Source organism: Paenibacillus sp. FSL P2-0322 (assembly GCF_037975315.1).
In the GTDB taxonomy this organism is placed as follows: Bacteria; Bacillota; Bacilli; order Paenibacillales; family Paenibacillaceae; genus Paenibacillus; species Paenibacillus polymyxa_B.
The window spans coordinates 56,473-76,696 of sequence record NZ_CP150243.1 but is presented as its reverse complement, the minus strand read 5'-3'; the positions used below and the strand labels follow the sequence as shown (position 1 = coordinate 76,696).

Genomic DNA, 20,224 nt, shown 5'->3' with positions numbered 1-20,224 from the left:
GACGGGCCGGGGTCCGTCCGGGTGTAGAGAAAAAAAGCTTCCACAAGGAAGCTTTTACATTAAATTCCAAAGTCCGTGTCTTATTTCTTGATATCCACGATTTTATATTGAATAACGCCTGCTGGAACGGTGACATCCACAACAGTTCCCTTTTTCTTACCGAGAATTGCCTTGCCAACCGGACTTTCATTCGAAATCTTATTCTGTAGCGGGTCGGATTCGGCGGAACCTACGATAGCATACTCTGTAATATCTCCGAATTCCAAATCTTCAACGGTCACAGTTGCACCTACTCCCACAACATCGGTGTCAATTTCATCACTATTGATAATGCGGGCATTGCGTAGCATCTTTTCCAACGTAATTACACGGCCTTCAATAAAGGCCTGCTCATTCTTCGCATCCTCATATTCGGAGTTTTCACTAATATCTCCGTATCCGATGGCTACCTTAATCCGTTCAGCCACTTCGCGGCGTTTGACAGACTTTAAGTTCTCAAGCTCATCTTCGAGCTTTCTAAGACCTTCCTGTGTCAGAATGACTTCTTTATCGCTCATCTTAACCGATTCTCCTGTCATGGGAAAAGTTTAAAAGTGCATCGGAATGCACGCTTTCAAAACATAATATGCCACTCTGAGGGAATGAGAACATTTCCTGCTGTTGTCTTGAGAGCTGCACACAATTTGTAGCATACATCAAGATTTTATACTGAACGATTATAGGGCAAGCAATTGGAAAAGTCAATCGCGTGCGCAGGCCGGAACAGCTTCCTTATTGCGCAACAGCAGCAGGAGAAGCAGCACTTGTAGAAGGCTCATCGTTTTCTACCATGTGCAATTGAGATACAAATTGATCCAAAATACGTACCATATCGTCGCGCTTTGTTTCTTCCATAATGACATCCTTAATACGTGCAGAACCTTTAAACCCCTTGAGGTACCAAGCCAGATGCTTGCGCATTTCACGGACAGCTACCGCTTCACCCTTCAATGCAACCAGACGATCCATATGCAGAATGGCAATGCGGATTTTTTCTTCCGGTGAAGGATCGGGCAACAGCTCACCTGATTGCAAGTACTCAATCGTACGGTAGAGCATCCACGGATTCCCCAGAGCACCGCGTCCGATCATAACGCCATCACAATTGGTCAGATCCAGCATGCGGCGGGCATCTTCCGGTGATGCCACATCACCGTTTCCAATTACAGGAATGGAAACTGCTTCTTTAACTTCTTTTATAATATCCCAATTCGCATGTCCCGTATACAGTTGCTCCCGTGTACGGCCATGTACGCTAACGGCCTGACCTCCGGCACGTTCAACAGCGCGAGCGTTCTCTACGGCATAAATATGCTCGCTATCCCAACCAATACGCATTTTCACGGTAACCGGCTTGCTTACCGATTCCACTACCGCCGATACCATTTCATAAATCTTGTTTGGATCGAGCAGCCAACGAGCACCTGCATCACATTTGGTCACTTTGGGAACCGGGCAGCCCATATTGATATCAATAATATCTGCATTCGTTTCCTGATCTACCACCTTCGCTGCTTCCACCAAAGATTCGCGGTCGCCTCCAAAAATTTGCAAGCTAAGCGGCTTCTCGCGCTCATCTACAAACAGCATCTCACGTGTACGCTTGTTGCCGTGAATGATGGCCTTATCACTAACCATCTCTGCACATACCAAGCCTGTACCGAACTCCTTGGCGATCAAGCGAAAAGCAGGATTGCACACGCCTGCCATGGGTGCCAAGACGACTTGGTTTTTCATTTCAATATCGCCGATTTTCAACATATCTGTTCACCCCTTTATTCCTTCTTTTATATCGTATACTTATCGTCATTCCGTCAGTTCCCGGACTTCAATTTCTAGCGTTTGGGCGATGATGTTCAGCATGTCTGGGTCTACTCTACGATTGCCTCGCTCCACAGCACCTAATACAGTCAAAGATATACCAGTACGTTCTGCCAACTCCTGCTGTGTGAACCCTTTTAGCTTCCGAAAGGCGCGGAGTCGTTGCGCCAGCTGCATGTTTTCCAAAGCTGTATGCCGTCCTTTCCATCCACAGAATTCAATGCAGTATGCACGATACTGTACAGACCGGACGGATCTTGGTTCGGAACGATATCAGCCAAAGGAACCAGCACAAAAGCACGCTCCAACATACGAGGGTGAGGAAGCTCCAAATCCGGTGTAGCCAGTTGCGCCGCTTCCATCCATAACAAATCCAGATCAATGGTTCGTGGCCCATTAGGAATGTGTCTTACTCTCCCCAGACGACTCTCCACCTCCAGCATATATACCAGAAGCTCCTCTGGAGCAAGTGTTGTAGATACGGCTACCGTCATGTTCAAAAAAGAAGGTTGATCCAGATACCCAACAGGCTCTGTTTCGTACAGGCTGGAGCACCGAAGCACCCGTATACCCGGATGTTCGTCCAGCGCCGTAATGGCTTCATACAGGGTATGCTCGCGCTCCCCCAAATTAGCCCCTAAAGCAATATAAGCCTCTGATGCCTCAGAGGTCGAATGTGCATTCATGTATCGTTCCTACTTTCTTGCGCGATAAAGCTCAACCGTCACGCCCTGAAAATGAATATCAAACGGCGGATGCGGCTTCGTGACTTTGACAGTCAGTGCATTGACACTAGTATAAGTGTCCAGTAGGGAAGATGCAATACGTTCGCCCAAAGCTTCAATCAATTGGTAAGATTCCTTTTCTACAATATCTTTAACGGTGTAATGCACCTCGGCGTAATTAACCGTTTTGTCCAAGGCATCCTGCTCACCCGCTTCACGCAGATCAAGCTCCAGTTCCAAATCAATATAGAAACGTTGTCCCAGCTTGCGCTCCTCTGGAAAAACGCCATGATATCCGTAATACTCCATACGATGCAAAACCATTTTATCCATCGTGGGTATCCCCCCCTGTTTTTTATTAGATTTTCTCAATAAGCTCAACTTAGAAGTTTCGTATCGTGCCATTGCGCAGTCGGATGGTGCTCCCCATCGCCACTGCCCCAGATTTCTTGAATAAAACCTATAATAAAGGTAGAAATTCGGGGAAGTGATGCTTCCGAAGCGAGCTTTCCTACGGAAAGCTTTTAAAGCGACCGCTTTGCTTGTACAGCACCATTCCGCCTACTCCGTTCTCGTTCTACTTGATCTATTCTTCTGTTCACCTTACACAATAAATAACTCCCTAAAAATACAGTGACTTTATGGCGCGTTGTAGCGGAATGAAGGATTTGAATCCGGAGAAGCGAAGCGCTCGCCTTTGCAACGGGATTCTAACAGTCATATGTTTACCAATTCAAAAGAATCCCATTGCAACAGCGATCGCAGGATCAAATCATTCATGAAGCGTCTTCTAACCACCATAACTCAGTGCATTTTTAGACCCGTACACCATCGCATCACACATACGTACGGTGCGCTTGATTTGCGCCACATCGTGTACACGCACAATCTGGCACCCTTGAGCAATGCCAAAGGCAACGGTAGCCGCCGTGCCCTCCACCACATCATTCACAGGCAAATCCAGTGCTGTACGAATAAACCTTTTGCGCGACGTAGCCAATAACAGCGGAAAGCCCAGCTGACTCAATGTATCGAGAGAAGTCATGGCATGAATATTTTCATCGTAATCCTTGGCAAAACCGATACCTGGGTCTAAAATGATCTGTTCCTCACGTACCCCCGCATCCAGCGCTAATCGGATACTTTCTTTTAAATCGGACAGCATATCAGAAACCAAATCACTATAGTTACGGTCATGACGATTATGCATCAAAATGACCGGGCAATCGAATTCCGAAGCTACACGTGCCATATCGGGGTCTGCCTTAAACCCCCACACATCATTAATGATATGTGCGCCAGCCTCAAGCGCCTGCCTGGCTACCTCGGCTTTGTAAGTATCTACAGATAACGGAATGTGCGGTGCGATACGATGGATGGCCTGAACGACCGGAATGACCCGAGCCAGCTCCTCTTCCACACCTACTGGATCATGACCCGGGCGAGTAGACTCCCCACCAATGTCAATGATATCCGCTCCATCTTCCACCAGCTTCAATGCATGTAAAACAGCAATCTCGGGACTATAATGTAATCCTCCATCGGAAAATGAATCCGGGGTCACATTCAGTATACCCATGATCTGTGTGGAATGTCCGAGCGTAAGCTCGGCATCCCCCATTCGGTAACTACGTTGATAAAGGGTCGGTATGTTCACTTGATCCCTGCTTTCTGTCTATAATCGTGCAACAGCAAAGCTGTTATGGACCTGGGCTGTGTCAAGGGAACCGATAAATGGTTCGTTGCTCCTCCCGGCTCCAACAACAAATCCACGGGCCGTATTTCTTGTATAGAGTTGGTCATAAAAATTTCATCAGCCTGTTTCAGCTCGTCCCAGCGGTACAGGCCTTGCTCACAAGGAATGTCTCGCAGATGCGCCAGCTCCAAAATGAACTCACGCGTAATGCCTGGCAGAATCCCTGTAGACAAGTCAGGGGTATACAACGTATTGTTCCGCACAAAGAACAGATTGCTGACCATTCCTTCTGCCAGAAAACCATCCGCCGTAAGCATCATTCCTTCAGCCTTATAACGGACAGCCTCGGCATACTGCTGAAGTTCCCGCTTTGCAAGAATATTATTCATATAATGGAGCGACTTTAAGCGAACCTCACCCTCTGGAGTATTTCTGGGAGTTCGCAACAACTGAAGCGCCGATGGGGAAGTGGATTGCCCGGTTTGTGTATTGGTAGAGGGCAACGGTTTAGCGAACAGAATATGATTAGGACGCGTATAGTCCCCTGTCGGCAATCCTAGCACCTCTTCGCCCGCTGATACGGTGTAACGGATATAGGCTTCATCCAGTCCATTCGCCACCATCAGATGTTGGATGTGTCTCGTAAGTTGCTCCTCATCCAGTTGAAAAGGAATGCCGAGCATTCGGCAACCTTCCTGCAGTCGATGTAGATGCCGATCCAGCAAGAATGGGACACCCTTGTAGGTGCGGAATGTTTCAAACAAGCCCATTCCGTATAAAAAGCCGTGATCACTTACGTGAATCACGGCTTTTGCGGCTTCCGTGAGGACGCCGTTGACTCCGATATATTTCATGAATCAGACGCCTACCTTGCGTTTTAGGAAATTGCGTAACAGTTGATGCCCATAATCCGTAATAATGGATTCTGGATGGAACTGAACTCCTTCTACGGCAAATTCTTTATGCCGCAAACCCATAATTTCACCTTCTGCGGTTTCCGCGGTAATCTCTAGACACTCAGGCAGACTCTCGCGCTCCACCAGCAATGAGTGATACCGGGTTGCTGTGAACGGAGAAGGCAAGCCTTCAAATACTGACGTATTGTGATGAAGAATCGGTGATGTTTTACCGTGCATGAGTCGTTCAGCCCGGATAACCTTACCGCCGAAAGCCTGTCCGATGGCCTGGTGGCCGAGGCAAACGCCAAAAATCGGAATGCGACCTTTAAAATGGCTGATCACATCCAGTGATATCCCTGCCTCATTCGGCGTGCATGGACCCGGCGAGATCAAAATATGCTCTGGTGCCAGCTCTTCTATGCCTTTCACATCAATCTCATCGTTCCGTTTTACGGTTACTTCTTCGCCAAGTTCACCTAAATATTGAACAAGATTGTACGTAAACGAATCATAATTATCAATCACCAAAATCATACGACTCACCCTCCTGTGATACCGCTTCTGCTCAAAGCGGCTTCTTCTTCACCACATTGTACCGCCTTCATGACAGCTCTAGCCTTGTTCCGACATTCCCGATATTCCCTGTACGGGTCTGAATCAATGACGATCCCCGCACCTGTCTGTAAATAGGCAGTGCTGCCTTTAACAGCTAGTGTTCTTATTATAATATTTAATTCCATATTGCCGTTATAGTCAATCCATCCAAGGGACCCTGTATAAGGCCCCCGACGAACGGGCTCTAATTCTTCAATAATTTCCATGGTGCGCACCTTGGGTGCCCCGGTAATGGTTCCGCCTGGAAAGGTAGCAGCAATTACATCTATAGCTGTACGACCCGAGGCTAATTTTCCTTCAACCTGAGAAACCAGGTGCATAACGTGCGAATAGTATTCGACCGTCAGCAGTTCAGGCACATGCACCGATCCGTATTCGGCAATCCGTCCGATATCGTTACGCTCCAGATCGACGAGCATAATATGCTCGGCGCGTTCCTTTTCGCTTGATAGAAGCTCTGCTGCCATAGCGGCATCTTCATCCGGTGTTAGCCCTCTTCTTCTCGTACCTGCAATTGGTCGGGCGCTCACACGTCCATCCTCCAGCTTCACCAACAATTCCGGCGAGCCACTAACGATCCGTAAATCTGGCATACGCAGCATACCCATATAAGGGGAAGGATTCAGCAGACGAAGCCATTCATATATATTTTCAGGGAGGGCTGTAAGCGCACGTTGCTGACGAATCGATAAGTTGACCTGGAATACATCCCCTTGGGCAATGTATTCCTGCACACGTTTCACGGCTTGTTCAAAATCTTGTTGGTTGAATGCCGCTGTCCAGCCTTCAGATTCAAGATGAGCAGCCTCTAACCCTTCTTCGGCGAGCCTAGCACAACGACGAGGGTACGCAGAATCAATCTCTCCTGCATTTATGATGTTATTCCACTGAGTCAGCATACGTTCTGCACGTTGGGCAGCTTCCGCGTAACGCTCGCAAAGTATAGGATTCGGCCCATCCTGCATAACGCGATTGGTCAAATCGGTATCACTACTGACTTTATCGGAATGCGCAGGAGCGGGCATATGAACAGCACAATATATGGAGGATTTTTCGTGATCGTAAATCCATAGCTCATCCACCCTCATCCATACATAATCAGGTATGTCCGTATCGTCTGCAGCTTGAGATGGCAAACGCTCCAACGAGCGAGCTACATCGTAGCCAAGATAACCCGCAAATCCTCCAGAGAAAAAAGGCATGCCAGGTACACGCGGCGCACGGTAAGGAGCGATCCAGTTGCTCATGACTTTCAAAGGTTGACCATGCATTTCTCCATGTTTCCCGCTTTGCAAATCAGTCCAAACTGCATGTTCTCCCTTGCCCTCCAATATAGCAACCGGATTTAAGGCCAGATAGGTGTACCTCCCACCTTTAGCGCTCTCCAGCAAAAAGGCATATGGAGACGAATCCTCCCAAGCCTTCCGCCACGATGACGGTAGCCCCCCCACGGGTAATGGGTACTCAGCAATATAGGGAAGTATGCTCCAGCCTTCCTCCTGCCAAACCTGCCACTGCGTCTCCGTCACTCTAGCTGTCGATTTCATCCGTGTGTGCTTCCCCTTCCCTACTTTTCAATAAGTCTATATTCTCTCCTTAAAAAGAAACCCCCACCCCCCTGCAACAGGGAAATGAGGGAATCCTTACGTATAGTATACACAATTACGACATAATTACAGCTCGAAATTGTATAGTGGTGTGCTCAGGTAACGTTCTCCATTACTTGGAACAATGACAACGATCCGTTTACCCTTGCCCAATTGCTTAGCAAGTTTCAAAGCCGCATGAACAGCCGCGCCAGATGAAATACCGGACAAAATGCCCTCTTCCTTGGCCACTCTACGTGCTACCTCGAAAGCTTCATCGTTTTCTACATGAATAATTTCATCATAGATATCGCGGTTTAAAATTTCAGGAATAAAGTTGGCACCAAGTCCTTGAATTTTGTGGGGTCCTGGCTTACCGCCTGCTAACAGTGGGGAAGAGGCAGGCTCTACAGCCACAACTTTAATATCAGGGAATTCTTTCTTAAGCACTTCTCCGGCACCAGAAATGGTTCCGCCAGTACCTATTCCAGCTATAAAAGCGTCCAGAGTTCCGCCAATGGAACGAATGGCTTCCACAATCTCAGGACCGGTCGTTTCACGGTGAATTTTGATATTAGCTTTGTTCTTGAACTGCTCAGCAGCAAAATATTCCGGATTTTCACTCAGCAATTCTTCCATTTTCTTAACGGACCCGTTCATGCCTTCTGATCCTGGTGTTAGCACAAGTTCGGCTCCATAAGCACGCAACAAATTACGACGCTCTATGCTCATCGTTTCTGGCATAACGATCACTGCCTTATAGCCCTTCGCAGCAGCAACCATAGCCAAGCCGATTCCTGTATTACCGCTAGTTGCTTCAATAATCGTACCGCCTGGCTTAAGCAAACCTTCACGTTCAGCTTCTTCTACCATGCTAATCGCAATACGATCTTTAACACTGGAGCCGGGGTTCTGATATTCCAGTTTCAAATAAATTTCGGCGCTATCTTCCGGTACGATCCGGTTGAGCCGAACGAGGGGAGTTTCCCCGATAAGTTCGGTGATGTTATTAACAACTTTAGCCATGATAATTCCTCCCTGACTGTAGATGATATATTAAAAATTGCGAAATCATATTGTAGATCAATCTTAGTCAATCACTTTAATTTTGTACCGTTCATTTAATTTCCGATAAAAATAGTGGGTTTTATACGCTAATCATAACAATCTTCAATTCCAATGTCAATACGAGTGAGTAAGCCGCGATGCTGTCAACCCGCGTTATCAGCATCGTGCTTCCTTCAAACCAATATTCTTTCACTACGTTACAGAGCAGCGGAGGATGCATCTTTTCTAGATAAAATACGCGCTCCATATTTATCACGTAGACTCTTCTCGACCTCTTCCAAAGGAGCGGCCTGTGCAAGCGCAAGAGATCGGCGAATTTGCTGCCGGATCTGCTGCTTATCCGGAGAATTCTTCAACCGGACATCCTGTACATAAATGACAGCATAGCCATCGTTAACAGAGATCGGACCTGCAACATCCCCGGAGCTTAGCTCTCTCGCCGCCTTCATGATCGCCTCCGGTTGCAATGGATCATATTCATCCACCCATCCCAACTGCCCGCTGCTATCCTTGCCAAAAGGCTTACCTGAATACTCTTGAATCAGCACATCGAAGCTCTCCCCCTGCTTGACCCGATCTAGCAACGCTTCTGCTTCCTCCGCATTATCCACATAAAGAGCTGCCAATTGGATCTGCTTACCGACGGCAAATTCCTCAGGGTGCTGTTCCCAATACTCGTCAATCTCAGCTTCCTGAACTTGAATACCCTGCGTGGCTATTTTCTCCAAACCAATCCGGTATTCCGCTTCATTCCGCAAGTCACCCGGATCTAAGCCAAACTGTCGCTGCATTTCATCAAAGTAGGCATGATCTGAGTCATACCCTCTACTATCCTGCTCCAGCACCTGCTGTAAATCCTCTTGGGTGATCTTGATACCGAGACGCTTGGTTTCAGCCTGCACGGCTTTACGATTCAACATTTGCAACAGCGTATTGGTTCCATATCGCTTTTTCAGTTCCGCTACCCACTGTTCCTCCGATATGCCTTCCTGACCCATCTCCGCCACAGTATGATCGCCGTCATCCTTGCTTACATCACCCGGCTTTGACAGCCCCCGAAGCATGATAAGACCACCCAAGGCGGCGACGCTAACGGTCAGAATAATGACAGCTGTCCATAATCCTTTTTCCCGTGTAGTCATCGCTTGCACCGCCCATCCGGTTAGGATTTGGCTTGATCTAACAGATTTTGCAATTCATCCTTATTAAACTGATAAGCCTCATTACAAAAGTGACATACGACCTCAGCCTGTCCTTCTTCCTCAATTAGCTGCTCTAATTCGCTTTCTCCCAAACTGATCAATGTTTTTTCCACGCGCTCACGTGAACACTCACATTGAAAATGGATATCCAATTCATCGAGAATCCGAACGTCCGGCAGCATCCAGCGCAGCATTTCATCAAGTTCCAACCCTTGATCCAGCAAAGCAGTAACGGGTGGAATGGAGCTGACTGCATTTTCGATCGCAGTAATCTCATCATCATTCAAGCCTGGAAGCAACTGAATAATAAATCCACCGGCCACAATAACCGTGTTATCCGTATCTACCAGCACACCCAAGCCCACCGCTGACGGGGTCTGTTCCGATTTGGCAAAATAATAGGTAAAATCCTCACCCAGTTCACCGGAAATAATCGGAGTACTGCCGCGATACGGTTCTTTTAACCCCAAATCCTTGATGATATGAATGAACCCCTCTGTACCTACGGCACCCGCTACATCCAGTTTGCCCATACTATTGCTCGGCAAATGCACATGCGGTTCAGTAACATAACCTCGCACTTCCCCTACAGCATTGGCATCAACGACGATTTGCCCAATCGGTCCATCACCTTTAACTTGAATGGTCAATCGCTCTTTTCCTTTTAGCATAGAACCCATAATAGCACCTGCTGTGAGGGTTCGCCCCAAAGCAGCGGTAGCCGTTGGATACGTATCGTGTCTTCTCCGCAATTCCTCTACCAATTGAGTTGTCCGAACAGCAAAAGCTCTAACCCTCCCATCCATGGCTGTGCCACGAATAAGTCGATCCTGCTTATTTTCCATATTGATATCCTCCCCTATTCACCAGGACAGCTATGCTGCTTATTTTCGTTAGTATTGCTCATCATTGAAGCATAATTTCCTACTATATAAACAACCTGCATCTACAGATCACGCGAATTGTTCAAAAACGTAACATATTTCAGTATAGACGAAAAACGCCGCTAATCCAAACCGATAAAATCATTCGGTTGGACTCAGCGGCAGCTTATATCCACTTTTTTATTCGGCGTTACGTTGGTAAATGATGCGTAATCCTTCGAGCGTCAACATCGGCAACACTTTCTGAATGCTCTCCGCCTCTGATGCGATTAGCTCTGCAAGACCTCCGGTAGCAATAACTGTAGGCTCCGCCTGCATTTCTTCCTTAATGCGCCGCACAATGCCATCCACTTGCCCAGCATAACCGAAGATAATCCCAGCTTGCATGGCATGAACCGTATTACGACCAATAACCTTTTTGGGTTTCTCCAACTCGATGCGGGGTAGCTTGGAAGCCCGTTGATACAGTGCCTCCGTCGAAATCCCGATACCCGGCACAATGACACCGCCCAAGTAGTTTCCCTTATCGTCAATACAATCAAACGTCGTCGCTGTCCCAAAATCCACCACAACCAGCGGCCCGCCAAACCGTTCGACAGCCGCAACAGCGTTCACGATCCGATCCGCACCTACTTCACGCGGATTCTCATAACGCAGGTTAAGACCGGTCTTGATTCCCGGTCCGACGATTAAAGGCGTTTTGCCTATGTATTTATCGCACATTTCTTCTAATACACGGACCAACGGCGGAACGACAGAGGAAATAATAACTCCCTGGATGTCATCCTTTAATACGCCACCCATACTAAAAAGATTATGTATGAGTACGCCGTATTCATCTGCGGTTGCCTGTCTGGAGGTACTGATCCGGTAATGGTGCAACAGCTCCCGCCCTTCGTATATCCCCAGAACAATATTGGTATTACCTACATCCACTACAAGAATCAATGGGTGTCACCTATCTTTCTTTGCGTTAAGGTCAAGGCTGATATCCAGGTTATGAAAAGAGTATGTCAGCCTGCCTACAGAGATCACATCTACGCCACTCTCAGCCATCTCACGCACTGTATCCAGCGATACATTGCCCGAGGCTTCTGTTTTGACATGTGGTGCCCGTTCCCGAATGAACCGAACGGCTTCCTTCATATCTGGGGCAGACATGTTATCCAGCATAATGATATCCGCCCCAGCTTCCAGGGCTTCCTGAACTTGTTTCATGTTTTCCGTCTCTACTTCAATCGTCATCGTATGCGGTATATTAGCGCGCGCTCGACTCACAGCTTGTTCAATCCCACCTGCGCCCTTAATATGATTATCCTTAATCATAACAGCATCGTACAGGCCAAAGCGATGATTCGAGCCCCCGCCTACACGCACAGCATACTTCTCCAGCAGCCGATGTCCCGGTGTTGTTTTACGTGTATCCACCAAGCGAGTGGACAAACCATGCAATTGATCTATAAAAGCCCGAGTCCGCGTGGCAATGCCAGACATCCGTTGGAGCAAATTTAACGCCAGTCGTTCTCCAGTCAAAATCGCATGGGTACTACCCGTCACTTCCGCCAAAACGCTTCCCTTTTCAATCCACTGTCCATCCGTCACCAGCGGAGTGAACGACAAGGAAGGGTCCACTACCTGAAATACAAGGGCAGCCACGGGTAAACCGGCAACCACGCCGCTCTCCTTGGCATGAATGACAGCCTTGGATTGGTGGCCCTGCTCAATCGTCCAGCGCGTGGTCACATCGCCAGAGCCCGTATCTTCTCGCAGCCAGCTGCGAATTTGTGCTGTCAGTTCTTCCTGATATCCACTAAACTCTCCATAAAGCTCGCTGTTAGATGTCATGAACGTACTCCTCCGTTATCCCTTGCTCACGTCTCTGCTGAACATGCTTTCGCCAGACGCTATCATCTGTCTCAGGAAAATCCTCGCGATAATGCGCTCCCCGGCTCTCCTCACGCAGCAGCGCACCATCTGTTACTAATAAAGCACAGGTGAGCAAATTGGCAAATTCGATCTCTTCCCGGCTAGCGATCACAGCCTCAAAAATAGGCATTTGCCCTTGCATCTCGTCTAATGCTGCTTTCAGCCCCTCGCCGTGCCGACGAACTCCAGCATAACGAACCATTGCTTCTTGCAGCTTATGCCGCTGCTCCGTGACGGATGAAGCCGGGAACTCTGTACGGTTATCGCTATAAGATATCAATGTATGGCCGACCAGCGGTGGCAATGAATGCAGTCGCTCAATAATCCTGCTGGCAAATACAATAGCTTCAGATAACGAATTGCTCGCCAGACGATTAGCTCCGTGAACTCCTGTAGAAGAGGTTTCCCCGCAGGCGAACAAACGCGCAATGGAGCTTTCCCCGTGTAAATTGGTCTGTACACCACCCATCATATAATGGGCAGCAGGCGCAATGGGGATCCAGTCTGTCGTCATATCCAAACCAAATGACAGACATGTCCGATAAATTGTTGGAAAACGTTGCTTCACCCGCTCTGGCGGCTCGTGTGTAATATCCAGGTATACAAACGCAGCTTGGGTGCGTTCCATCTCATGAATGATAGCACGAGCTACGATGTCTCTGGGTGCAAGCTCCTGCCGGGAATCATACTTGTCCATGAAGCGTTCTCCGTGAATATTGCGTAACACGGCTCCTTCTCCCCGTACGGCTTCGGAAATTAGAAACCTTGGAGCGCCCGGATGGCACAACGCCGTAGGATGAAACTGTATGAATTCCATATCCCGTACAATCGCCCCGGCACGATATGCCATAGCGATACCATCCCCGGTTGCAATATCCGGATTGGTCGTATACCGGTATAATTGCCCGCTACCTCCTGAGCACAAAATCGTTGCATTAGCGGTTATATACGACCTTTCCCCACCTGGCTTTTGGACGAGGGCCCCAATACACTCACCATGCTCCGTCAGCAGATCAATTACCATGCACTCTTCCCATACTTCGATACCGGGATGGGCAGCAACCTGCTTTGACAACGCACGAACAATTTCATAACCCGTAGCATCTCCATTTGCATGCAAAATACGCCGATGACTATGCGCTCCTTCCCGTGTCAACGCTAGTTCACCATCCACACGATCAAAAGCCGTTCCCAAACGTATTAACTCCTGAATGCCAACTGGACCTTCATGGACAAGCGTACTGACCGCCTCAGATTCACACAGACCTGCACCAGCAATCAGGGTATCTTCCATATGATAAGCTGGTGTATCCTCGTCCGATGTGACAGCAGCGATGCCGCCTTGAGCATAACGCGTGTTGCTTTCCATCAAAGTCTTCTTGGTAATCAGCAACACTTTCCGATTCTCCGCAGCCTTAATCGCCGTATATAAGCCCGCAATGCCCGAGCCGATTATTAACACGTCGGCCTCCAATCGGGTCAATTCCGCTACATCAAAATCAACTAGATACCTTGGAATCATGCCTTCACCTGATTTCACAGAAGAATAGCGCACACCATAGGTTCTACAGTATGCGCTCACGTATATGTTCAAAATGATAGAAAGTCGATTGCAGCGGCTGTTGGCTTTTATAAGCTAAGAAGACGACAGCCGTTTATTTAACAATAAATGTACACAACGTTCCGGTGTCTGTCAAATCACGTTAGCAATAATCTTCCATTTAAAAAGCTCCGGAAAACCCATAATACCTGGTTCCCCGGAGCTTACATATACGCTTATTCAACTATCCATCGGATGATTAGGTTGTTGTCGGTGGAGTACCACCGGAGTTGCCCGAATTGTTATCATCCTCTGGCTTTTGCAGATTAGGGATATCATTCGGTTGATCCGTTGTATTCTTAGGCTCGTCATCCTTACCTTGAATACGTACACGGACGTCTCCAATGTTGTCGATCACAGGCTCACCATTTTCCGGTGTTCCTTCTCCCTCAGTCGTGCCACCATCCAAAGAACCTGTCTCGATCAAACGTTTGATTTGTTCAAGTTCCAAGGTTTCTTCTACCAGCAAGGTTTGAGCAATCAAATGAACCTCTTTGGAATACTTGGTCAGGAGTTCTCTAGCACGCTCATAAGATTCAGTGATGAAGCGATTCATCTCCTGGTCAATCTGATAAGCGATCTGATCACTGTAGTTCTGCTCATGACCGATATCGCGTCCAAGGAATACTTGGCCTTGTGAAGTACCGAACTGCATTGGACCAAGCTTCTCACTCATACCATATTCTACGATCATGCTGCGTGCAATGCTTGTCGCTTGCTGGAAGTCGCTATAAGCTCCCGTTCCGATCTCACCAATGAACAGTTCCTCGGATACGCGTCCACCCAACAATCCAGTGATTTTGTCCAGCAATTCCTGCTTGGTAGTCAGCATGCGGTCTTCCTTCGGAAGCATGATGACATATCCGCCTGCACGTCCACGTGGAATAATCGTTACCTTGTGAACCATGTCGGCATTTTCCAAGAAGAAACCAATAATCGTATGGCCTGCTTCATGATAAGCAACAATTCGTTTCTCGCGGTCACTGATTACGCGGCTGCGTTTTTCTGTACCTACGATAACACGGTCGATGGCTTCATCTACTTCTCGCATCGAAATATCTCTGCGGTTACGACGAGCCGCCAACAAGGCAGCTTCGTTCAACAGATTTTCCAGATCAGCGCCTGTAAAGCCTGTTGTACGTTTCGCAATTACGTCCAATTTAACATCCTTCGTTAATGGCTTGTTGCGAGCATGTACATACAATACTGCTTCACGGCCTTTAACATCTGGACGGTCAACCGTAATTTGACGGTCAAAACGTCCTGGACGAAGCAACGCCGGGTCTAAAATATCAGGACGGTTTGTAGCCGCTACGATGATGATACCTTCGTTTGCGCCAAATCCATCCATCTCTACGAGCAATTGGTTGAGCGTCTGCTCACGTTCATCATGTCCGCCACCCAATCCGGCGCCACGTTGACGTCCAACGGCATCAATCTCATCAATGAAAATGATACAAGGTGCGTTCTTCTTCGCGTTCTCGAACAAATCACGAACACGGGAAGCACCGACCCCGACAAACATTTCTACAAAATCAGAACCCGAGATGCTGAAAAACGGCACTCCGGCCTCGCCTGCAACAGCTCTCGCCAAGAGTGTTTTACCCGTACCTGGAGGGCCCACTAACAGAACACCTTTTGGAATACGAGCGCCCACAGCTGCAAACTTGCGTGGGTCCTTCAAGAATTCTACGACTTCGACAAGCTCCTGCTTCTCTTCGTCAGCCCCTGCCACGTCCTCGAACGTAACCTTCTTCTTCTCTTCGTTATACAGACGGGCTTTGCTCTTGCCGAAGTTCATAACTTTGCCGCCACCGCCCTGTGCCTGATTAAACAGGAAGAAGAACAACAGGAACATGATCACCAAAGGAATGATAGAAGTCAAAAACGTCAGCCAAATGCTTTCGCCTTCCATTTTCTTCTGCACGTATTCAAACCCGTTCGTTTCGCTGGCATTCACCAGTTCACTTAGTGCTTGATCCGTTGGTGGAACATATACGGAAAAATTGGTCGATTTAGCATTAGCCGGCTGCTTCTTATATGCACCGGTTACAAGATAGGCGTAACCGTCAAATTGGACCGTTACTTTAGAGATGTTATTAGCTTTAACCTCTTGCCGTAATTGGTCATATCTAGGGAGATCGGAGGCTTCGTTACTGTTGCTAACAAACTGAACGATACCCACCACAACTAAAAAAAGAATCAAATAAAAACCAGAATTCCGGATGAACCGATTCATCCCCTACCTCCTCTCGAGACACTTAAGTTATTTTACCATAGCCTGTAAGTCCTTCTCAACAAAGGGCCTTATTTAGTCCTAGGACTGGAGGCTGAGATTAGCTGGTGTAGATTTCCGGCTTTAAAATCCCTATGTATGGGAGGTTCCGGTAGTGCTCGGCATAGTCCAGACCGTAGCCGACAACAAACGCATCTGGAAGCGTAAATCCAGTATAATCTGCTTCAAGATTAACTGTCCGGCGTGCAGGCTTGTCGAACAAGGTTACGACACATACCGAATTGGCATTACGATTCTTAAGCAATTCAATCAAATGCGTCAGCGTCAGGCCGCTGTCGATAATATCTTCGACAATCAGAACGTCGCGTCCTTCCACAGATGCGTCCAAATCTTTAATGATTTTGATGATACCTGAGGATTTTGTAGACGCTCCATAACTTGATACAGCCATGAAATCAAGCTCCAACGGCACTGTAATGGATTTAACCAAATCAGCCATAAAGATAAACGCACCTTTCAGCACGCAAATCACCAATGGATTTTTTCCTTCATATTTTACGCTGAGCTGTGCACCCAATTCCTTAATTTTACTCTGAATTTCTTCTTCGCTGATCAATATTTCCTGAATATCATTCTGCAACGGTGTAAACCTCCTAAGTTTATACTATGAAAGCCGTTCCTGCGCAATTACCGGTGCCCCGGACTCTCTCGTCTTTGCCATGACATATATATAACCGAAGACGTGTGCTTTTGCACCGCGGCATGTACAGAACGTCGTACGCCCGGAATCCAGAGAATAGCCCCAGAGTGGTCGCAGACGATGGGAATAACGGAACGCATTGAAGGAGGTATTTTTTCATCAATAAAAATATCTTTAACCTTTTTTCTTCCGTTTAATCCCATTACATACATGGTATCTCCAGGTAATCGCGAGCGTACAGTCAAAGGCAGACTCAATTGATCTGCGTCGAACCACGCTTCCTCCTTATTCACCGGATGGTCCGCATCCGAATAGGAAGCCCTTCGCCACCGAAGTATACCACCTGCCTCAGGCAACTCTAGCTCACCGGAAATAGGCAATACACTTAGTCCATAGCACCATTCGCCCATAACGACTTGCGTACGGTCAAACAAAACCGCCTGGTCATATTCGCGGACTCCAACCGCACCGCCTCCCAAATCCAAACTCCATGTAGACGATGCCTCTTGGAGAAGTCTTAGTCGAACGGTCTCAATTTTACGAAAATCAAAATTTTCACTGTCCGAAGGCAGATAATTTAATATTAGTTTAATCAACCTCCGTTGTAAAGCAACGGATAGCTTACGGTATGAAGCGATGGGAAACATGTACCTGCCATTATCCAAGCGCACCATTTTCTCGTATGCCGACAGTGTGGATGCCTCCATAAAGTCATTTTCGTCAGCCATCGTTTCGGCCAGCCGGTTTAGGGACGGTGTCAGTCGCTCATTATATTGCCCCAAAAAAGGAAGCACATCCATGCGAATGGCGTTACGACGGTATTTGGATGATAAATTAGTGCTGTCTATCACATAGGAAAGACCATAAAAGTTACAAAACTCAATCAGGTCAGCCTTGTACATACGTAGCAGCGGGCGAATGAGTTGCACATTTTTTTCCCTGCGCGCCAAACGCATACCCGCCAAACCTGCTGGGCCGCTACCACGCAGCAAGTGCAAGAGAACCGTTTCGGCTTGATCGTCGCCGTGGTGGGCCATTGCAATATGCTGTGCTTCCCACTTTGTAGCCATATCATGTAAAAAGCTGTAGCGCAGCTCGCGAGCTGCTTCCTGTGGTCCCTTCCCGCTCTCCTTCATATAAGCGGGTACATCCACCCGAGTCATTTCAAATGGAAGTTCAAGCTTTCGGGCAATATTGCGTACCTCTTCAGCCTCCGCATCCGATTCCTCTGGTCTGAAGCCATGATGAACGTGAGCGCAGACGAGTTGTAAAGGCATATGTATAACGGATATTTCATGTAAAATGTGCAAAAGGGCCACCGAATCCGGCCCACCGGATACAGCAACCACAATGCGGTCTCCGGGGCTCCACAGTGAATGATCTCGCGCCAAGGCGAGCACTTCCTGTACAACACCGGTCGGTTTTGTTGTTCCCATTCACGACCCTCTTTTCTCCCGACCGTAAAAATGATGATCATCTGTTATCTTATGTAAGTCATGCTGCTACCTTAACGCAATCCAGAGCGCTCCGGCAAGCAGCAAAAGCGATACCGTGAAAGCATATCCCAGCCAGCGTGGGTTCCCTCTTTTGACCGACGATTGCCTGACATGTGCGGAAGCCAAACGTGACCAAGATCGGGCCGCTGCACGAGTATCGGAATATTCTCCACGCACTGCACCCAGTAGCCATTCGGCATAGGGGCGTAATACACGGCTGCGGCGAATGATGACCGTCAATTCTGCCGTATTACGCAACTGTGGCAGCCTGCTCGCAGCCGCCTTTAACGATTCGCTCTCCAATATATGAATCGTTAGAAGAGCGAAGGCAAACAGATCATACTGGGAATCGGCATTTCGGCTGCCAGCATTCCAGAATCCCCTGTCATACCATTCTGTAAATTGTTTAACACTCCGACCAGCAAGAGACACCCCACCGTAGTCAATTAATTCAGCCTCTCCATAGGCATTGACCAAAATATTCTGCGGCTTCAGGTCGCCAAACACCCATCCTGCCTGATGGAGATCCGCCAGACGATTCAGTATACCGGTTCCAGCCACACCATACCATTCCGACCCTTTGGCTGCCACAAAACGATGAAGCGGATCACCTTTAACATATCGCATAACATAAAAGGGGATTTCTCCGCTGCGTAACACTACATCATCCACCTCAAACAAAAAGGAAGGATTTCCATTTCGCTGAAGGGCGGCCTGAGTCCCCTGAGACTGCAATGTGGTTAGCACATTAATCTCTGATTGCAGATCAAGCGTGTTCTTCCCCATTTTCAGAGCAAATTGCCGATCGGCCTGTGCTTCTTTTACCAAATATACAGTTCCGTTCGCTCCCCGGCCCAGCAAGCGCTGGATGACATAGCTGCTCCGCTTCCACTTGCCCTTGATGACCGTTCCGGGTGCAAGAACGGGATCAGACGACGTAGTCACCGAGCATCCCTTCTCCTTTGCCATAGGATTCTTCCAGATCTTTCTGTTCTCCTAGTGTAACATATCGGTAATAATCAATCACTTGTAAAATGGCAGGACCTGTCGGTGTTGCCCCTTTCATCCGCAAGCGTCCAAATATCGATTTGATCTGGTTAAGCTCAGAGGTCCAACCGATATCCATGACTGCGTCTTCTCCCATTTTTCCGCCCGGAAAATGAAATACAGATATACGGCTGTGTCCGCTTCTGGACTGTAAACTGAGCAGTAAATCACGAATGCTGTCCTCTACAGCAGGCAGCTTGGGCTTCATGCTCGCACTTGCATCAATGAGCAAAGCAATCTCCAGGGTGCTTGTTTCTGTCAGCTCATCCATTACCTCAACCACTTGGGCTCGTTTTGCCGGAGGAAGTTCACCGATATGTTTGGCGCCACCCTCACCCAGAATGTGCGTTAACTCTCTATTAACCGCCTGCTGAATGGTTTGAACCACCGTTTTGCGCGTCATCATCTGCATGGTCTGAGCCAACTGCTTCGTCCCAACGATTTGGCTAAACCCTCCCCCTGCTTTAGCAATTTCTTGAATCTCCGCGCTGCCAAGCTCGCCAATAGTTCCATAATCTATGACTCCGGCGACGTTCACTGTAATACCTTCTCGTAAAGCTTGGGCAGCCGCCATGACTGGACTAACACCTACATTAGAGCATCCGTCTGTAATGATCAAAATTTGCTTCATCGTTTTTTGACCTCCGCTTCCTCTTAATCTATCCCGATAGATTCTATCTTTGC

At 47.9% G+C, this 20,224-nt stretch carries 20 protein-coding genes; all 20 read right to left on the bottom strand.

The window, feature by feature from the left end; genetic code table 11:
* Window positions 1–80 precede the first annotated feature (80 nt).
* On the bottom strand, window positions 81–557 hold the full coding sequence (greA, locus tag MKY24_RS00370; protein WP_013308160.1) for a transcription elongation factor GreA: 477 nt from the start codon (window positions 555–557) through the stop codon (window positions 81–83).
* Window positions 558–771: 214 nt separating this feature from the next.
* On the bottom strand, window positions 772–1,800 hold the full coding sequence (dusB, locus tag MKY24_RS00365; protein WP_023986459.1) for a tRNA dihydrouridine synthase DusB: 1,029 nt from the start codon (window positions 1,798–1,800) through the stop codon (window positions 772–774).
* A 45-nt stretch (window positions 1,801–1,845) separates the two neighbouring features.
* Complete coding sequence (locus MKY24_RS00360; RefSeq protein ID WP_175405216.1) at window positions 1,846–2,046, bottom strand: helix-turn-helix transcriptional regulator; 201 nt, start codon at window positions 2,044–2,046, stop codon at window positions 1,846–1,848.
* Window positions 1,998–2,546: a 2-amino-4-hydroxy-6-hydroxymethyldihydropteridine diphosphokinase gene (gene folK, locus MKY24_RS00355; RefSeq protein WP_023986458.1), complete on the bottom strand. Its 549-nt coding sequence runs from the start codon at window positions 2,544–2,546 to the stop codon at window positions 1,998–2,000. Before folK ends, MKY24_RS00360 begins: the two co-directional genes overlap by 49 nt.
* Window positions 2,547–2,555: 9 nt before the next feature.
* Window positions 2,556–2,918: a dihydroneopterin aldolase gene (gene folB / locus MKY24_RS00350; RefSeq protein WP_023986457.1), complete on the bottom strand. Its 363-nt coding sequence runs from the start codon at window positions 2,916–2,918 to the stop codon at window positions 2,556–2,558.
* Between the two features lie 457 nt (window positions 2,919–3,375).
* Complete coding sequence (gene folP / locus MKY24_RS00345) at window positions 3,376–4,242, bottom strand: dihydropteroate synthase (protein WP_023986456.1); 867 nt, start codon at window positions 4,240–4,242, stop codon at window positions 3,376–3,378.
* Window positions 4,239–5,135: an aminotransferase class IV gene (locus tag MKY24_RS00340; protein ID WP_339201223.1), complete on the bottom strand. Its 897-nt coding sequence runs from the start codon at window positions 5,133–5,135 to the stop codon at window positions 4,239–4,241. The genes folP and MKY24_RS00340 overlap by 4 nt, the downstream gene beginning before the upstream one ends.
* Window positions 5,136–5,138: 3 nt before the next feature.
* Window positions 5,139–5,714 (bottom strand): aminodeoxychorismate/anthranilate synthase component II, encoded by a 576-nt coding sequence (pabA, locus tag MKY24_RS00335; RefSeq protein ID WP_013308153.1) that lies wholly within the window; start codon window positions 5,712–5,714, stop codon window positions 5,139–5,141.
* A gap of 5 nt (window positions 5,715–5,719) precedes the next feature.
* Window positions 5,720–7,342, bottom strand: a complete 1,623-nt coding sequence (locus MKY24_RS00330) for an anthranilate synthase component I family protein (RefSeq protein ID WP_339201222.1) — start codon at window positions 7,340–7,342, stop codon at window positions 5,720–5,722.
* A 126-nt stretch (window positions 7,343–7,468) separates the two neighbouring features.
* Window positions 7,469–8,407 carry a cysteine synthase A gene (cysK, locus tag MKY24_RS00325; RefSeq protein WP_028542507.1) on the bottom strand — a complete coding sequence of 313 codons (939 nt, stop codon included), beginning with the start codon at window positions 8,405–8,407 and terminating at the stop codon, window positions 7,469–7,471.
* 239 nt (window positions 8,408–8,646) lie between these two features.
* Window positions 8,647–9,591, bottom strand: a complete 945-nt coding sequence (locus MKY24_RS00320; RefSeq protein ID WP_339201221.1) for a peptidyl-prolyl cis-trans isomerase — start codon at window positions 9,589–9,591, stop codon at window positions 8,647–8,649.
* A gap of 20 nt (window positions 9,592–9,611) precedes the next feature.
* Complete coding sequence (hslO, locus tag MKY24_RS00315; protein ID WP_028542509.1) at window positions 9,612–10,496, bottom strand: Hsp33 family molecular chaperone HslO; 885 nt, start codon at window positions 10,494–10,496, stop codon at window positions 9,612–9,614.
* Between the two features lie 219 nt (window positions 10,497–10,715).
* Window positions 10,716–11,483: a type III pantothenate kinase gene (locus MKY24_RS00310; protein WP_023986451.1), complete on the bottom strand. Its 768-nt coding sequence runs from the start codon at window positions 11,481–11,483 to the stop codon at window positions 10,716–10,718.
* Window positions 11,484–11,489: 6 nt separating this feature from the next.
* On the bottom strand, window positions 11,490–12,380 hold the full coding sequence (gene nadC, locus MKY24_RS00305; protein ID WP_023986450.1) for a carboxylating nicotinate-nucleotide diphosphorylase: 891 nt from the start codon (window positions 12,378–12,380) through the stop codon (window positions 11,490–11,492).
* Window positions 12,370–13,983 (bottom strand): L-aspartate oxidase, encoded by a 1,614-nt coding sequence (nadB, locus tag MKY24_RS00300; protein ID WP_339201220.1) that lies wholly within the window; start codon window positions 13,981–13,983, stop codon window positions 12,370–12,372. Before nadB ends, nadC begins: the two co-directional genes overlap by 11 nt.
* Window positions 13,984–14,260: 277 nt before the next feature.
* Complete coding sequence (gene ftsH, locus MKY24_RS00295; protein WP_028542511.1) at window positions 14,261–16,300, bottom strand: ATP-dependent zinc metalloprotease FtsH; 2,040 nt, start codon at window positions 16,298–16,300, stop codon at window positions 14,261–14,263.
* A gap of 97 nt (window positions 16,301–16,397) precedes the next feature.
* Complete coding sequence (gene hpt / locus MKY24_RS00290; protein WP_023986447.1) at window positions 16,398–16,937, bottom strand: hypoxanthine phosphoribosyltransferase; 540 nt, start codon at window positions 16,935–16,937, stop codon at window positions 16,398–16,400.
* A 47-nt stretch (window positions 16,938–16,984) separates the two neighbouring features.
* Window positions 16,985–18,433, bottom strand: a complete 1,449-nt coding sequence (tilS, locus tag MKY24_RS00285; RefSeq protein WP_068938700.1) for a tRNA lysidine(34) synthetase TilS — start codon at window positions 18,431–18,433, stop codon at window positions 16,985–16,987.
* Window positions 18,434–18,499: 66 nt separating this feature from the next.
* Window positions 18,500–19,438, bottom strand: a complete 939-nt coding sequence (locus tag MKY24_RS00280) for a serine/threonine protein kinase (RefSeq protein ID WP_339202242.1) — start codon at window positions 19,436–19,438, stop codon at window positions 18,500–18,502.
* Window positions 19,422–20,171 carry a VWA domain-containing protein gene (locus tag MKY24_RS00275; RefSeq protein ID WP_023986444.1) on the bottom strand — a complete coding sequence of 250 codons (750 nt, stop codon included), beginning with the start codon at window positions 20,169–20,171 and terminating at the stop codon, window positions 19,422–19,424. The genes MKY24_RS00280 and MKY24_RS00275 overlap by 17 nt, the downstream gene beginning before the upstream one ends.
* Between the last annotated feature and the right edge of the window lie 53 nt (window positions 20,172–20,224).

Bases quoted from the DNA above. Each gene is read 5' to 3' on its own strand.
- greA (WP_013308160.1), bottom strand. From the start codon at position 557: ATGAGCGATAAAGAAGTCATTCTGACACAGGAAGGTCTTAGAAAGCTC.
- dusB (WP_023986459.1), bottom strand. From the start codon at position 1,800: ATGTTGAAAATCGGCGATATTGAAATGAAAAACCAAGTCGTCTTGGCA.
- folK (WP_023986458.1), bottom strand. From the start codon at position 2,546: ATGAATGCACATTCGACCTCTGAGGCATCAGAGGCTTATATTGCTTTA.
- folB (WP_023986457.1), bottom strand. From the start codon at position 2,918: ATGGATAAAATGGTTTTGCATCGTATGGAGTATTACGGATATCATGGC.
- MKY24_RS00340 (WP_339201223.1), bottom strand. From the start codon at position 5,135: ATGAAATATATCGGAGTCAACGGCGTCCTCACGGAAGCCGCAAAAGCC.
- pabA (WP_013308153.1), bottom strand. From the start codon at position 5,714: ATGATTTTGGTGATTGATAATTATGATTCGTTTACGTACAATCTTGTT.
- MKY24_RS00330 (WP_339201222.1), bottom strand. From the start codon at position 7,342: ATGAAATCGACAGCTAGAGTGACGGAGACGCAGTGGCAGGTTTGGCAG.
- cysK (WP_028542507.1), bottom strand. From the start codon at position 8,407: ATGGCTAAAGTTGTTAATAACATCACCGAACTTATCGGGGAAACTCCC.
- MKY24_RS00320 (WP_339201221.1), bottom strand. From the start codon at position 9,591: ATGACTACACGGGAAAAAGGATTATGGACAGCTGTCATTATTCTGACC.
- hslO (WP_028542509.1), bottom strand. From the start codon at position 10,496: ATGGAAAATAAGCAGGATCGACTTATTCGTGGCACAGCCATGGATGGG.
- nadC (WP_023986450.1), bottom strand. From the start codon at position 12,380: ATGACATCTAACAGCGAGCTTTATGGAGAGTTTAGTGGATATCAGGAA.
- nadB (WP_339201220.1), bottom strand. From the start codon at position 13,983: ATGATTCCAAGGTATCTAGTTGATTTTGATGTAGCGGAATTGACCCGA.
- ftsH (WP_028542511.1), bottom strand. From the start codon at position 16,300: ATGAATCGGTTCATCCGGAATTCTGGTTTTTATTTGATTCTTTTTTTA.
- tilS (WP_068938700.1), bottom strand. From the start codon at position 18,433: ATGGGAACAACAAAACCGACCGGTGTTGTACAGGAAGTGCTCGCCTTG.
- MKY24_RS00275 (WP_023986444.1), bottom strand. From the start codon at position 20,171: ATGAAGCAAATTTTGATCATTACAGACGGATGCTCTAATGTAGGTGTT.